The organism is Micromonospora jinlongensis (genome assembly GCF_013410645.1).
Classification (GTDB): Bacteria; Actinomycetota; Actinomycetes; order Mycobacteriales; family Micromonosporaceae; genus Micromonospora; species Micromonospora zamorensis.
In genome coordinates this window covers 2,718,839-2,732,500 of the sequence record NZ_JACCHK010000001.1, presented here as the reverse complement: position 1 = coordinate 2,732,500, position 13,662 = coordinate 2,718,839, and the positions used below count along the sequence as shown (strand labels likewise).

General features: G+C 70.1%; 17 protein-coding genes and 1 tRNA gene. 5 read left to right on the top strand and 13 right to left on the bottom strand.

Annotated elements, in window-relative coordinates; all coding sequences use genetic code 11:
* Positions 1–18 precede the first annotated feature (18 nt).
* The 3 genes from HNR22_RS11675 (at position 19) to HNR22_RS11665 (ending at position 1,157) form a co-directional block, all read left to right on the top strand.
* Entirely contained in the window at positions 19–456 is a 438-nt protein-coding gene (locus HNR22_RS11675) for a DUF3052 domain-containing protein (protein ID WP_007463483.1), read from the top strand.
* Between the two features lie 87 nt (positions 457–543).
* The gene (locus HNR22_RS11670; protein WP_179780388.1) at positions 544–1,008 is read left to right on the top strand and encodes a peroxiredoxin; all 465 of its coding nucleotides are present in this window, start codon (positions 544–546) and stop codon (positions 1,006–1,008) included.
* A 77-nt stretch (positions 1,009–1,085) separates the two neighbouring features.
* Positions 1,086–1,157, top strand: a tRNA-Val gene (locus tag HNR22_RS11665).
* Between the two features lie 66 nt (positions 1,158–1,223).
* On the opposite strand, the gene HNR22_RS11660 is transcribed toward HNR22_RS11665, so the two are convergent.
* The 13 genes from HNR22_RS11660 to HNR22_RS11600 form a co-directional block, all read right to left on the bottom strand.
* Positions 1,224–2,519 (bottom strand): tyrosine-type recombinase/integrase, encoded by a 1,296-nt coding sequence (locus HNR22_RS11660; RefSeq protein WP_179780387.1) that lies wholly within the window; start codon positions 2,517–2,519, stop codon positions 1,224–1,226.
* A 12-nt stretch (positions 2,520–2,531) separates the two neighbouring features.
* Positions 2,532–2,741 (bottom strand): helix-turn-helix domain-containing protein, encoded by a 210-nt coding sequence (locus HNR22_RS31360; RefSeq protein WP_179780386.1) that lies wholly within the window; start codon positions 2,739–2,741, stop codon positions 2,532–2,534.
* 502 nt (positions 2,742–3,243) lie between these two features.
* Complete coding sequence (locus HNR22_RS11650; protein WP_179780385.1) at positions 3,244–4,803, bottom strand: hypothetical protein; 1,560 nt, start codon at positions 4,801–4,803, stop codon at positions 3,244–3,246.
* Positions 4,800–5,774, bottom strand: coding sequence for a bifunctional DNA primase/polymerase (locus HNR22_RS11645; RefSeq protein WP_179780384.1), 975 nt, complete (start codon positions 5,772–5,774; stop codon positions 4,800–4,802). Before HNR22_RS11645 ends, HNR22_RS11650 begins: the two co-directional genes overlap by 4 nt.
* 30 nt (positions 5,775–5,804) lie before the next feature.
* Positions 5,805–6,104: a hypothetical protein gene (locus tag HNR22_RS11640; RefSeq protein ID WP_179780383.1), complete on the bottom strand. Its 300-nt coding sequence runs from the start codon at positions 6,102–6,104 to the stop codon at positions 5,805–5,807.
* Complete coding sequence (locus tag HNR22_RS11635) at positions 6,104–6,397, bottom strand: hypothetical protein (RefSeq protein WP_179780382.1); 294 nt, start codon at positions 6,395–6,397, stop codon at positions 6,104–6,106. Before HNR22_RS11635 ends, HNR22_RS11640 begins: the two co-directional genes overlap by 1 nt.
* Entirely contained in the window at positions 6,394–6,633 is a 240-nt protein-coding gene (locus tag HNR22_RS11630) for a hypothetical protein (protein WP_179780381.1), read from the bottom strand. The genes HNR22_RS11635 and HNR22_RS11630 overlap by 4 nt, the downstream gene beginning before the upstream one ends.
* Positions 6,634–6,780: 147 nt before the next feature.
* Positions 6,781–8,961 (bottom strand): P-loop NTPase family protein, encoded by a 2,181-nt coding sequence (locus HNR22_RS11625; RefSeq protein ID WP_179780380.1) that lies wholly within the window; start codon positions 8,959–8,961, stop codon positions 6,781–6,783.
* 238 nt (positions 8,962–9,199) lie between these two features.
* Positions 9,200–9,421, bottom strand: coding sequence for a hypothetical protein (locus tag HNR22_RS11620; RefSeq protein WP_179780379.1), 222 nt, complete (start codon positions 9,419–9,421; stop codon positions 9,200–9,202).
* 96 nt (positions 9,422–9,517) lie between these two features.
* Positions 9,518–9,985, bottom strand: a complete 468-nt coding sequence (locus HNR22_RS11615) for a DUF3307 domain-containing protein (protein ID WP_179780378.1) — start codon at positions 9,983–9,985, stop codon at positions 9,518–9,520.
* Positions 9,986–10,079: 94 nt separating this feature from the next.
* Positions 10,080–10,871, bottom strand: coding sequence for an ABC transporter permease (locus tag HNR22_RS11610; protein ID WP_179780377.1), 792 nt, complete (start codon positions 10,869–10,871; stop codon positions 10,080–10,082).
* Complete coding sequence (locus HNR22_RS11605) at positions 10,868–11,242, bottom strand: RRQRL motif-containing zinc-binding protein (protein ID WP_179780376.1); 375 nt, start codon at positions 11,240–11,242, stop codon at positions 10,868–10,870. The genes HNR22_RS11610 and HNR22_RS11605 overlap by 4 nt, the downstream gene beginning before the upstream one ends.
* Positions 11,242–11,487, bottom strand: coding sequence for a DUF6284 family protein (locus HNR22_RS11600; RefSeq protein WP_425488050.1), 246 nt, complete (start codon positions 11,485–11,487; stop codon positions 11,242–11,244). Before HNR22_RS11600 ends, HNR22_RS11605 begins: the two co-directional genes overlap by 1 nt.
* Positions 11,488–11,889: 402 nt before the next feature.
* On the opposite strand from HNR22_RS11600, the gene HNR22_RS11595 reads away from it, so the two are divergent.
* Positions 11,890–12,756 (top strand): GntR family transcriptional regulator, encoded by an 867-nt coding sequence (locus tag HNR22_RS11595; RefSeq protein ID WP_179780375.1) that lies wholly within the window; start codon positions 11,890–11,892, stop codon positions 12,754–12,756.
* Complete coding sequence (locus HNR22_RS11590; protein WP_179780374.1) at positions 12,753–13,448, top strand: HAD family hydrolase; 696 nt, start codon at positions 12,753–12,755, stop codon at positions 13,446–13,448. The genes HNR22_RS11595 and HNR22_RS11590 overlap by 4 nt, the downstream gene beginning before the upstream one ends.
* Positions 13,449–13,662: the final 214 nt, after the last annotated feature.

Below are 13,662 nucleotides of genomic sequence, written 5' to 3'. Positions count from 1 at the left end.
ATGAGGAGGCACGCGACAGTGAGCGCGACCGCTGGTCAGGCCGCCGACGGGGTACGCAGCCTGGCGGACCGGTTCGGAATCGAACCGGGGATGGTCGTCATGGAGATGGGGTACGACGACGACGTCGACCAGGATCTCCGAGACGCCCTGACCGACCGCTGTGGAGATCTGGTCGACGAGGACACCGACGAGGTGGTCGACGCCGTGCTCGTTTGGTACCGCGACGGCGACGGTGACCTTTTCGAGCTTCTCGTCGACGCCCTCGGCCCGCTGGCCGACAACGGGGTCGTGTGGCTCCTCACCCCGAAGGCGGGGCGTGACGGGCACGTCGAGCCGAGTGAGGTCGCGGAGTCCGCGCCCACCGCCGGCCTTCAGCAGACCTCGACCGTCAACGCCGGCCGGGACTGGAGCGGCGCGCGTCTGGTGCTGCGCCGAGGGGCCAAGGCCAAGAAGTAGCCCGTGCCGCTTCGCACGCCCGGCGGTCCGCACCGCCGGGTGGGCAAGCCGGTGCCGTTTTCGTGACCCGACCCGAGGAGAGTTCGCATGCCCATCGAGGTTGGTGCCGAGGCACCGGACTTCGTGCTCAAGGACCAGAACAACCAGGAGGTCCGGCTCTCGGACTTCCGGGGCAGGCGCGTCGTCCTGCTGGTCTTCTACCCGCTCGCCTTCACCGGCACCTGCCAGGGTGAGCTGTCCGAGATACGGGACAACCTCGACGAGTACGTGAACGACGACGTCCAGGTGCTGACCATCAGCGTCGACTCGGCCTACAGCCACAAGATCTGGGCTGACCGCGAGGGCTACCAGTTCCCCATGCTGGCCGACTTCTGGCCGCACGGCGGCGTCGCCCAGGCGTACGGGGTCTTCAACGACGTCGCCGGGTTCGCCAACCGGGGCACCTTCGTCATCGACAAGACCGGCGTGGTCCGCTTCGCCGAGATGAACGGCCCTGGCGAGGCTCGCGACCAGCAGGGCTGGCGCAAGGCCATCACCGAAGCGACCATCTGACCGGGGTACGCCGTGCGCCCGGGCCGGTGGCGAGCAAGGTAAGCTTGCCCACCACCGGCCCGCCGCCTAGGCGATCCGGGCGCGTAGCTCAGTGGGAGAGCACCCGCCTTACAAGCGGGGGGTCGCAGGTTCGAAACCTGCCGCGCCCACACTCCGACCAGTAAGCGAAGAGGGCCACCGGATCACCGGTGGCCCTCTTCGTCTCAGTTGTCGTCTCAGTCGGCCTTCCAGAGCAGTCCGGCGACCTGTCCGGCGATGCCCTCGATGAGTTGCGGCGCTAGGTGCTGGTACCTCGTCGTCATGGCCATCTGGGACCAGCCCATCACTTCCATGACGGCGCGGGTTGGCACGCCGAGAACTAGGAGCATGGTCGCCGCTGTGTGTCGGGCGTCGTGCAGCCGTGCGTCCCGCACGCCTGCTTCCGTAAGCAGCGCCTTCCAGGAGTCGTGGTCGGCGCGCGGGTCGATTGGCTTGCCGTTCGGTTGGGCGAACACCCAATCGCCTTCCTGCCAGAGTTGGGCCGCCGTCTCTCGTTCTTTCGTCTGCGCCTCACGATGCTGTTTCAGTGCCTCGACTAGCGGAACCGGAATGCCGACGGCGCGTCGACCAGCGCGGGACTTCACGTCCACCTCCCGCAAACCGCCGGCCTGACGCTTTGGGCACTTGCTCGCGTGCTGTTGGCAGTCGGACGGGCACGGCGGGGGGCACACGCGTTGGTGACGTTTACAGCCTGGAGAGCAAGCGGATGTTTTGTGCAGGCGCGCGCCGCAGCGGTGCGGGTCGTCGCAGCCGTGCTGCCATTTGTGCCGCTGCAATTGTCGAGGCGTGCGCAACATGCCTTTTTCCAGGTCAACTCGACGCCACTTCAACCCAAGCGCTTCGCCCTTGCGTAGCCCTAGTGCGAGAGCCAGCGCGAAACGCACGCCGTTTCGCTTGGTCGCTGCTACCTCAAGGATTCGTTGCGCCTCTGCAAGGGTGAACGGCTCAATCTCCTGTTCATCGATCCGAGGTGCCTTTGCGAGCTGGGCAACGTTGCGGGACAGGTGGCCACGCCGGACCGCGACGTTGAGCGCCGTCTTGACGGTGCGGTGTGTCTGGTGGGCAGTGCCGGCCGCGCTCCCGCCTCGGATCATCTTCGCGTAGAGCCGTTCAAGGTGCTCCGGTTCAAGGCGATCCAGCCGGTGAGCGCCGATACCGGGAATCAGGTGTCTGTAGACAGCGGTGCGATATCCGACCAGCGTGTTTTCGCGGACGGACGGCGCGGCGATCGTCTCGACCCAGTGAGTCAGCCATTTTTCGACGGTCCACCGTGGTCCGGTCTTGCGGACCGTTCCACTGTCGCGCTCACGTTCGAGCGCCCGCACTTTCTTGGTTACCTCTGCCTGTGTCGTCGCCTGGACGTGGCGACGATCCGGCTTGCCGTTGTCCTTGGCACCGATCGTCACACGGCCGTGCCAGTAGCCGTCACCGCCCTTGTAGATACTTGATGCGCCATTTGGCTTTCGTCCCATTGTCTTGATTCCTTAGGCTGCGTTTTCGAGTGAGGTTGGTTGGATCAAGAGCCTTTGCACGTACTCGTCAAGGCAGAAGGAGGGCACTCGCCGCAGCCGGCCGATGGTGACCGTTCGGATCTGGCCGGATTTGACGAGGGCGTACATGGTGGTTCGACCGATGCCGAGGCGCTGTGCAGCTTCTTCGATGGTCAGGACGACGCGGTGGTCGGTGGTGGTCACGGTGTCCTCCCCGTTGCGGTGCGGCGGTGGGGTGTCTTCGGAGCGCTGAGGGCCACGGTGAGTGGCGCGCAGGGCATCCGAGGCTGTTTCGGTGGGTCGGGTAGGCGTATCGACGGAAGCCGCTACAACAGCCCGTTGAGAGCGCCGTACAGCCAAGATCTCCGATGGGTTGGGGTAAGGCCATGCGCGACTCTGGCTGTGCGGCTCTCAGCGGGTCGCGGTCGCGGGTCGGCGGCGGGCGGCCGGTGGTTCTGCGTGAGAGGGGCTGAACCATCTCCGCATCTCCGCATCTCCGCAAACATGGCTCTGAGCTGAGCAAATGCTCGCGGAGATGGTCGGAGGTGGTGAGGGGTCATCTCCGCAAAGAGGTGGGATCTCCGCAGTGGGTTGCGGAGATGCGGAGATTGATGATCCTCTTGGTTCTGATCTCCGCAGGGTGTTTTCCCTGGTGGTAGGGGGGTTGGTGCGGCGTTGCGGAGATGCGGGGATGGTTCAGCGGGTTTCACCCCTCGTGCCGCTCGACCCAGAACACGGACCGGTCGCCTCGGTCGTTGCGACCGGCACGGATGACGTGCTCACCGCGCCACCGTCCGGCCTGCCCGGTGAGCAACCGGCCGAGTTGCAGCGGGTTGGGTAGGCGGCCGTTGTGGGTGGTGATGAACTGCCCGTCCCACGGGTCGTGGGCGTCGCTGCCGAGGTGCATCGGCTCGCCGTCTTGCCGCAGTTCGGCGGCGGTCATCGCACGGCCGCCGTGGCGGTCGTGCCAGCAGGTGAGGAACGCGCGCCAGCGCGTTTCGTCTTCATCGATCTCACGGATATCGGCCGCGTTGGTCAGGAACCCGTCGATGCCGTGATGCGCCAGGAACCCGCCGAGGGCTTGCGCCCACGGGGTGAACTGCCGCATCGACAACCCCGACACCCGAGGTGCGCCCCGCCGAGTCCAGTCGAGCACCAGCACGAGCAGGTGCCACAGCACGGTGAGCTGGTTGGCCGGGTCGGTGATCCACTGGTCGAGGTGGGGAATGCCGAACCCGCGCTGGTCGCGCAGCTCGGGGCGGGGCATGTCCGGGTCGAGGCGCACCCGCACGGTGCGGGAGGCCATGTCCCCGCCGACCTGGAGGTTGTTGCCGGTGGCCATCCACAGCCGATCGTTGACGGTGGCGACGTTGCGCGACGCGCCCAACTGCCGGTCGGACCAGACGCCGGAAGTGACGAGCTGGGCGAGCACGGCGGAGTCGATGACGGTTCCCTCGGCCAGGTTGTCCCAGATCACCACACCGACCTGCTCGGCCAGCACCGCCGTGATGGACTTGCGCAGCTCTTCGTCCGAGTAGGCCCAGGTCATGACCCGCTGCCCGTAGAGCATCCCCGGCCCAGCGGTGAGGATCGTCTTACCCGATGACGGCATGGTCGCGTCGATCAACGCGAACGGCGTCAAGCTGCGGGTGAAGTGCCGCAGGATCGGCGTCGCCAGCAGCGCCACGTAGTTCGCCCGGTCAGCGGCGGATGCCCATGGGAAGTCGCGCAGGAACCGGCCGAGCAGGAACGTGCGCGCCTCGTCGACCTGCTCCGCGGTGGGTTCGTCCGGCACGGGCGGCAGCGCCACCTTGGACGCCAGGTACAGGCCGGTCGCCGGGTCGTAGCCGGGCTGCTGCAACAGGGTGCCGTCACGGCGCAGCACCGGAGCGCCGATGATCCCGCGCAGCGGCGGCACGCCCGGCCACGTCTTCCCGGCCAGCACCGACGACAGGATGTCCCGAGGTGGGGTCACCTCGTCTTCGTAGACCTCGGGGTCGCCGGTATCGCTCTTGCGGGTCTTGAGCCGGTACACGTAGGCGTGCTCGGCCAGCAGCCCGGCCAGCCCGGCGGGGTTGACCATGCTGGCCGACACCGGCAGCGGCGAGTCCTCATCGGCGGCGGTGGCCAGGCCACCGGAGACGGCTTCCATGTGCACGAGCGCCCCGGCGGACACGTAGGTGTCGGGGAGCAAACCGTCGACCAGCGCCGCTTTGAGCACGCGGATCGTTTCGGGGCCAGAGCCGATCTGCAACCGGGTGCTCATGCCGCAGCCCTCCCCACCCCGGCGAGAGTGCGCGGGTTGTTCGCCCCGGTCCGCAGGCCGGATGCGATCGTGCGGGCGACTTCCCCGGCTGGCAGGCCGAGCGACAGCGCGGCGGGTTCCAGGACGGCGCTCACGTCGGCGTCAGTGAGCGCGCCCCCGGCCACGAGCTGGCCGAGCGCCACCGCCGAGGCGAACAGGGCGTGATTGCGCTGCCCCTCCGGGGCGGCGGTGAGGTGGCTGACCTGCCGCCGGATCGCCGCTGCCAGGTACGCGCCGCGCCGATCCGGCGGCAGTGCCGCCGGGGCGGGCCGGTACGCGGTGCGCGGGGCCGGGGCGAGCAACCCGCCCACCCACGCGGGCAGCGGTGCTGCATCGCAGTCCAGCGCCACCGCGTAGGGATGACCGGCGGCGGTGCTTGCGGCGCCCACGACGTAGCCGCCGTGGGCGCGGGTGTCGACCTTCCAGCCCAGCCCGCCCCGGTCGCCCGTGGTGTTGCGCAGCCGCGGACCGGCGGGGTGGCGGTAGTAGAGGTGACTGCCGCCGCTGGCCGTGGTCACGGTGTACGTGGCGTCGATGCCGCCGTGCCGGTTGGCGAGGGTGGCGAACACGTCCAGGCCGTCACAGGCCCCGGCCCACTGTGGCGGCGGGGTGTCGTCGGCGTGCTTGGGCACATCGAGGTCGACCACGACCAGCCCGGAGGGGCCGCAGGCGATGCCAATGCCGTAAGGGCGGGTCGACCACGCTCGGCGGATACGGTCGGGGTCGGTGGTGGCGCGTTCCTCCCAGCCGACGTGACGGCCGGCGGCGCGGCAGCGCGGGTCGGTGCGGGGGCAGTGCTCGGCGGTGCAGCGGTTGGGAAACGCGGGCCGTTTGGCGTGGTCGGGGTTGTCGGGTCGGTCGTCGGGACGCAGGGGGAAGACGTGCCAGCCGCGCGCGGCGTGCGCGAGCGCGGCGGTCAACAGGTCAGACATGGGGCATCTCCCAAGGTTCGCGGGGATGGGTTAGGCCGGGCGGCGCTGGGCGCGGGCGGCGGCGAGGTCGATCAGCGCGCCACCGGAGGCGTCCGGGGTGCCGATGGGCCGCTGCCGGCCAGCGGTGACGCTGAGGCGCAGATAGAGCCGGTAGCGGCCGGCGTCGCTGCCGGTCAGCGGCCGGCGGGTGCCGCGCTGGGTGAGGTGCCCGGCGTCGACCAGCGCGGCGGTGGCGGCGTCTAGCTCGGCGGGCGTGCCGGTGAGCCACACCTCCAACCCGGACAGCCGGGCGTCACGCGGGGATGGGCCGTCGCGGCGCGCGGCGGGCATCAGGCGGCCCGCCTCGGTCGGGGCCGACCCGCGATGGCGGCGCGGGTCACGGCCTGGCGCAGGTCACCGAGCAACCCGACCAACTGCCGCCGCGCCGCCAGCTCGGACGGCGCGAGCGCAACCCTGACGCGCACCTCGGCGTGCTCCCGCCCGGTGGCGGTGCGCACCCGCACCAGCACCGCACGGGAGCGGCCAGCAACGTCGACCAAGATTTCGTCGGATCGGTGCTCACCGAGGTTGCAGCGGTGGTCCATGCCGCACCACTCGGTGTGTCCGGCGGCGCGGCGCTTCATGGGTGGCCGTCGCGATACTCGGCACGGATGAAGTCGATCAGCCGTCGACCGGCGCGGACGCGGATGCCGGTGCCGTCGCAGCGGCGGCAGTCGCGGCGGGTGCCGATCGTGGTGCGGTGGTAGCGGGCACCGTGGCAGCGTCGGCAGCGGCCCCACGGGGACGCGGCACACACCGCCAGGTAGCACGCTGCGTAACCGAGCATGGTGAGGCTAGCGAGCAGCAGGATGGGGGTCATGGAATGCCTCCACAGGCCGGAATGTGGGCGCGTAGCGCTGACGCCGCTAGGAACTAGGGCGCTGGCCAGGATTGGGAATGGTTGCTAGCGGGGCCGCTAGGTCTAGCGGAGGGTGGTGCTAGACCTAGCGGCCGATCGCTGTCCGCCTTAGGCGGCTTTGTCGCCCCGACGCTTGTTACGCTCCGCAACCGCGTCGGTGATGTCGGTCCGGTCGATGCCGCGCCGGTTCGCGCCCTTGCCGGTGGCCGGGTCGGTGCCCCACACCTGCCCGGTGGTGATGCCGTAGGGCTTGAGCGCGGCGGTGAGCTGATCGCGGGTCAGCTCCCCGTACGCCTCGGCGTTCAGCTCGGCCAAGCGCTCCGTCAGCGTCTCGGCCCACACCTTCGCCTCCGTCGCCGGCAGCACGGTCAGAATGTCGTCGAGCAAGGTGTCTCGCCGCGCCGCCGGGGTGGCCGGGGTCTGCCCGATCGCGTGCCCGGTCAGGGTTCCGGCCGCTTCCCGCAGGGCACGTGCCCGGTCGGTGATCTTCTCGGCGGTCGGTCCGTCTACGTAGAACGTGCGCACGATCTGCGCGTCGTCGGCCGCGCCAACGAGGTACCCGACGCCCTTGTCCTTCTTAGCGAACATGGTCGCCCGGATGCCGTTCTTGTACGCCGAGGTGCCGAGGATCATGTCGTTCTCGATCTGGCCCATGACCCGCAGGCAGAACCGCGTCCCGGCGTTCGCGCTGACCCCGGTGGGCAGGCTCTTGGCGTCCGGCCGCTGCGTGGCCACGACGAGGATCACGCCCAGGGCGCGGCCGAGCTTGATGATTTTCTCGGCCAGCTCGCCGGCTTCCTTGCCGAAATCCGGGTGGCTGAACAACTCTTGCACCTCGTCGAGGGCCACCACCAGCCAGTGAAGTCCCAACTTCTTGCGCCGGGCCAGCTCGGGGGTGACCTTGTTGTCCGGGCACACCGCCTTGGGTAGGCCTTTGATGATCGCGGCGCGGCGCTGGCACTCCTTGCGCAGCTCCCGCAACGCCATCAAGCCCTCTTCGGCGGTGTCGTCGTCCTGCCCCGACGCGTACCGGGCCGATACCTTCTCCAAGGGATCGAGGCCGCCGGTGCCCTTGAAGTCGAAGCACCACAGCTCCGCGTACGGATCGAGCGCGGCGGCCAGCATCGGGACCTGCGTCGCGGCCGTCTTCCCGTAGCCGGGAATCGACCCGATCAGCACGTTGGTGTAGGGCAGCTCGAAGGAGATGACCCGGCCGCGCGGGTCGGTGCCGAACGGCACCGGCCGACCGAGGTCGAACCCGCCGGATGCCTTGAGCAGCGGCCACGCGGCCGGCTTCGTCGCGGCCATGTCCTGATCGCCCACCCAGAGCAGCAACCGTCCGGGGTGTACCTCCGGCTGCCCCTCGGGCCATACGCACCCGAGGGGGCGGGTGAGGCCGGCGGCGAGCCGGTCGCGGCGCTCGATCACGTCCCCGGCCGTGACGCCGGGGGGCAGGTCGATGTCCGCCCGCCAGCCGGGGCCATCGCGCACGATCGGCGCGGTGAAGCCGATCGCCCGGTGGCCCTGCTTCGCGATGGCCTGGCTGATACCGGAGATGCCCAGCACGGCCAGGGCTCGCACCACCACATCGGAGGTAAGCCGTGCCACGCGTGGGACGACCACGGCGGTGTCCAACAGCGGCTTGTCGGCCGGCTGCCCGAGCAGCCCGCACACCGTGACCAACATCGCCAGCACCGCCCACCGCGCCCACAACGGCGCGAGCGCCACCGCAACCCCACCAGCCAGCATGACCGCGAGGGAGAATGTGACCACGATGCCGCGCCACCGCACCCGCCGGTCCCGCTGCTTGGACAGCTTCAAATACAGCTCCCCATCCTTGGCCGGGGAGGTGGCCTGCCGGTGCGGTTCACCCTCCCAGTCGAACAGCCACCGGGTAGCCCCGGACACCAACCGCCACGCCCCGCCCGGGGCGCGGAACGCCAGCTTGGCGGCGTACTTCGGCAGCCGCGTCGCGTGGTAGCCGGTGGTGTGCAGCAGATGCCCGACCGCCCAGCGCATCACGTCGCGCAGCTCGGCGCGCGAGCGCATCCACGCTGGCAGGATCGGACGCCGCTGGCCGGCGCGAACGCCGTCGAGGGTGAACCGCGGGGAGCGCTGCGCGTCCGGCGAGTCGACCAGCAGCGGCCCGCCGTCGTCGTCGGGGTCGGGGGTGCGGGCGGCGCGGGCGGCGTCGAGGTCGAGCACCTCGGCGTCCGGCGCGGCCGGGTCGGTCAGGTCACGCTCGGCGGCGTGCCAGTCGAACCGGTCGTCTCCGTTGGGGGAGGTCATGATGGTGTTCCTCCATCTGATCCGTATGGGTCGGGGTTGAGGGCCGGCGGCGCGGCCGGGTTGTCGAGGCCGTGAGGCCGCGCCGCCGGGCGGGGCTAGGTGTCGGTTGCGCCGCAGCAGCGGCAGGTCTTGCCACGGTTGACCGGCGTGCAGGCGCAGCCGCAGGAGAGGCAGCCGCGTCCCGGGATGCCGCCGGAGTGGGCGTGCATGCACCCGCAGGCGGGGCAACGGGCCGCCATCAGCGGCCCTTCTTGCCCTTGCGGCCGATCGCGGTCGCGCCGTTGCCGATCGCGGATTGACCCTTGACCTTGACGCTGCCGGTGTTGATCGATCCGTTGTCGGAGCGGCTGCCGGGGTCGAAGTTGTAGTGACCGGCGGTGCATATCGCGAGGGTGCCGGTGCTGTCGATGGAAACGTTCTTGAAGCCCTTGCCGCAGGTGGTGCAGGACGACATCGCCACGGGGTTTCCTCCTTGCCGTGGCTGCCAGCAGGTCTGGCAACCTCCGCACCTCACCGGGCCGCCGCGTGGAGGTCGGGCCGGTGGGGGCGGGGGTGGTCAGACCGCGCAGAACAACGCGGCGACGAACAGGAACCCGATGTGCCAGGACTGGTCTAGGGCGTAGGCCCCGGTGCCGAGTGAGGGGTTGTCGTCGTGGCCGGGGCGGGGTGCGCCGAGGGTGTAGAAGCGGCCCGCGCCGAGGGTGTTTGCGATGCGCCGCAAGGGGGTGCGCCGGTCAGCGATGTAGTGCGACACCGCCGAGACGGTCAGTCCGACCGTCACGCCCCACGGGTCCAGTCGCAGGCCCGTTGCCAGCAGCATGGCGGCCAGCGCAACGGCGGCGGTCAGGGTGTAGGTGGCGACGTGGGCGGCGCAAGCGAGCCGGCCGAGCCAGCCGGGCTGGCCTTTGGCATCGGCCTGCCACTGGGTTTGCACCCAGTGGTCGGCGATCTGGTGGGCGACGTAGAGGGCGGCGAACACGGCAGCGAACGCGCCAGCGTGCGCGCCGGTCGGGTCTGCGAACATGGGTGGTCTCTCCCGGAAGTCGATGGCTGAGGGGTTGAGGGCCGGCGGCACGGCACGGGTTTCCAGGCCACTAGGGCCGTGCCGCCGGGCGGCGCTAGTCGTGAGTGCGGACGAGGTGCGCGAGTGCGGCGCCCATGCCGAGCACCGCCACCGGCAGGCACGCCACGGCGGTGGTGATCCACCACGGGGCCGAGGTGACTCCGGCGGCCTCCAACAGGTGGTAGGCGACCTGGCCGAGTGCGCCGATGGCGAGGGAACCGAGGGCGGACCACTTGGCGAACCGGCGTGCCCGCTCGGGTACCCGACCGGACAGCCACACGTAGAGCGCGTACGCGCCGTAGGTCTCCACCCCGATCGGCAGGGTGATCGCCGAGTTGATGGAGAAGCTGTCCCAGATCCCCGGTAGCGGGTGCACGATGCCGAACCCGGTGAGTCCGCCGAGGCCAACCCACCCGGACCAAATCGCGACGAACGCCGGCAGGGCCAGCAGCACCACCGGCCACACCACCGCCGAACGGACCGGCGCGGCCGGCGCGGGCGTGTCCGGGCGACTGACCGGCGCGACCTGCTCGACCGGCTCGGGCGGCGTGATCTCCGGCTCGGGCGTCGGGCCCGGCTCGACCGGCGGCACGGGCTCGGGTGCGGCCGGGGCGGGTGCCGGGTCCGGGGCGGCCGGGTCGGTGGTGTCGGTCGGCGGGGCGGCGGGCGTGGTCTTGAGCAGCGCGAGCAGTTCGCCAGCCTTGGGTGCGCCGATGCGGAACTCCCGCATGAGCCGATTCCGCGAGGGGAACACCTCCCCGTCCGGCAGATCCAGCGTGCGGGCGGCGGCCAACAGGTCCTCAATGGGCTGCGGGTAGCGGGTGCCGTTGATGGTGGGGGCGGTCATGCTGCGTCCTCCTGGGGGTAGGCACAGTCGACGCACTCGCCGAGCGAGCGCGGGATGAAGTAGGGCCGAACCGTGTGGCAGGTCGGGCAGGTCCGGCGGGCCGTGAGTGCCTTGCCGATCGCGGCGCGCTGCGCGGGGGTCGCGGTGCGCTTCGGCGCGGCCAGGTCGACCCGGTACAGGTAAGCGGTGCGGGTGCCGCCGACGCCGCGCCAGAGCACCTGAGCGGCGACCGGCTGACCACCGGGGCGCAGGTCGGCGGCGGTCAGTTGGCGGCGGGTGGCGTAGCCGGGCGGGGCGCCCTTCCACCAGTAGGTAGGGATGCCGTACCGCGTGCCGTCCGGGTCGTGAAAGGCGGCGCGGATGCGGGCCATCAGGCCGCGCGGCGTGGGTCGGTGCGGGCGGTCGTCTCGGTGGCGGCGCGGGTGACGCGGGCCTCGGCCCGGCGCAGCCGCCGCCAGTCCAGCGGAGACGGTCCGCCGTGGTCTTCGGCGTAGAGAAGCGTGATCTCGGCGTCCAACACGTCCAGTTCGGCCGCGATCAGCGGCCACTCAGCGTCGATCGCGGCGAGTTCGGCGGTTGTCGGTTCGGTGGTGACGGGGGCATGGTGCATGCGCACGGGGGAACCTCCGGTAGTCGATGAAGTGGGGGAAAGCCCGGGGCGCGACCAGATCGGCCGCACCCCGGGCGAACAGGTTCAAGTGGCAGAAGCAACCGCGCGCCAGACCCGGCCCGCTCGCCCCGCTCGCCCGGGATCTACCGGGGTCGGCCACCGTGTGGCTCAAGGCGGGGATGCCGCAGACGGATCTACGCGGCGCTTCTGCTGTGAAGTTCTCAATGAACGACCACACGACCGGCTCGTGAGCGCGCAGCGCAAAGCGCCGCCTTCCCCGGGTTCCGCTCGGCTTGTCGTACCTGGCTAGCCAAGTCCGACGAGATGAACGTAGGCCGGCTTGGCTAGTCAGGTCAAGGGGGCGCGGCGAACTTTCCTAACTTGGCTAGTCAGCGCTACCGTGAGCGGGTGAGCGAGAACCTTGACTTCCTCGGCGAGCTGGATCCCGACGACCCCAAACAGGCCTCGCAGCAGATCGCAAACAAGCTGCGGGCGGCCATCCTCACGCGCCGACTCGCGCCCGGCGACAAGCTGCCGTCACAGCCCGACCTGGCCACCCGCTACGGGGTGGCGCGAGAGACGGTCAAACGAGCGTTGGACCTGCTCCGGGCCGAGCGGCTGATCGTGTCGCGGCAGGGCAGCGGCGCGTTTGTTCGCGCGCAGACACAACGAGCGGTTGAGCTGCGACCGCACATCGAAGCCTCGTTCGACCGACCCCACGTCACTATCGACTTCGCCGGATTCTCCGGTGAGACGCTGCGCGACGCGCTCGCCGAAGCACTCGACAAAGTACGCGTCGGCCGGCTTGCGCCCGAGACGATCGCGGTACGGGTTCTGATCTCCGACATGGCCGTGCCGATGGCGCTGCCGTCGCGGGCAGAGACACAGGCAGACGACCCAGCAGTACGTGAACGCGCGGAGCGGATCACCCGCCGGTCGGCAGACGGCATCATCGACCAGGTCGCCGAGCTGGGCGACCTCGGACTAATCCGGTCAGCCACTGTTGATGTGCGGCTGCATCGGGCGTCTCCGCTGTTCAAGCTCTACATCCTGAACGGCGAAGAGGTCTTCTACGGCTTCTACCCGGTTGTTGAGCGCACCGTCTCGATCAAGGGTGAGCCGATGGCGATCTACGACCTGATGGGGAAGGACGTTCCGCTGTTCCACTACGCGGTGACCGACGACGACGCCTCGCACGGCACGCAGTTCGTGGAGGCTTCCCGCCAGTGGTTTGACTCGGTGTGGTCGACCATCGCCTACCGGTACGACGGATGACCGCCGACCTTGCCCGGCTCCTTGCCGGTGCCGCGGCGGTGCTGCTCGACTTTGATGGCCCGGTGTGCAGCATCTTCGCCGGCTACCCAGCCCCGCAGATTGCCGCCGAGCTGGTTGAGGTGCTAAGGCGGCATGGCGCCGACGTGCCGCCGGATCTCGCCAGCGAGCCGGACCCGCTTGAGGTGCTGCGCCGCACCGGTGCGGCCGGCGACCAACGCAGGACTCGGGCAGTGGAGGATGCGCTCTGCGCCGCCGAGGTTCGGGCCGTCGAGACCGCCGAGCCGACGCCCTACGGCCGGGAGGTCATCGTGGCTGCCCGGCAAGCCGGGATGCCGGTGGCCGTGGTCAGCAACAACTCGGCCGGCGCGGTGACCGCCTACCTGACAGCACACCGGCTTGCCGGGTACGTCTCGCCGGTGGTCGGCCGGGCGTACGCCGATCCGGAACGCATGAAGCCCAACCCGGAACCGATCCTGCAAGCCGTGCGGAGTCTTGGTGAGTTGCCGGCTCGGTGCGTGCTGGTTGGCGACTCGATCTCGGATATCGAGGGCGCGCGGGCCGCTGGGGTCATCGTGATCGGCTACGCGAAGCAGCCGGCGAAGGTCGAGGCGCTTCGGCTCGCCGGGGCGGGCGCGGTGGTCACCAGCATGAGCGCGATAGCCGACGGGCTGATCGAACGGGGGAGCGGCTGACCTGGGGCGGGGTCGCCTCCGTGGCCGCGCTGCGGCTGAATCGCGGAGGCAGAGCACCGATGCGGCGCGCTTTCTATCCGCCGTCGTTGCCCAGAGGCTTGCCTGGTGTCCACCGGGACCAGGCCGCCGGGTTTCAATCGATCGACGCGGTTTTAGATAAATGATGTTTGCCCCGAGAGGGCGTTGCAGCTTCGGTCCGCCAAAGCCTGGCTAC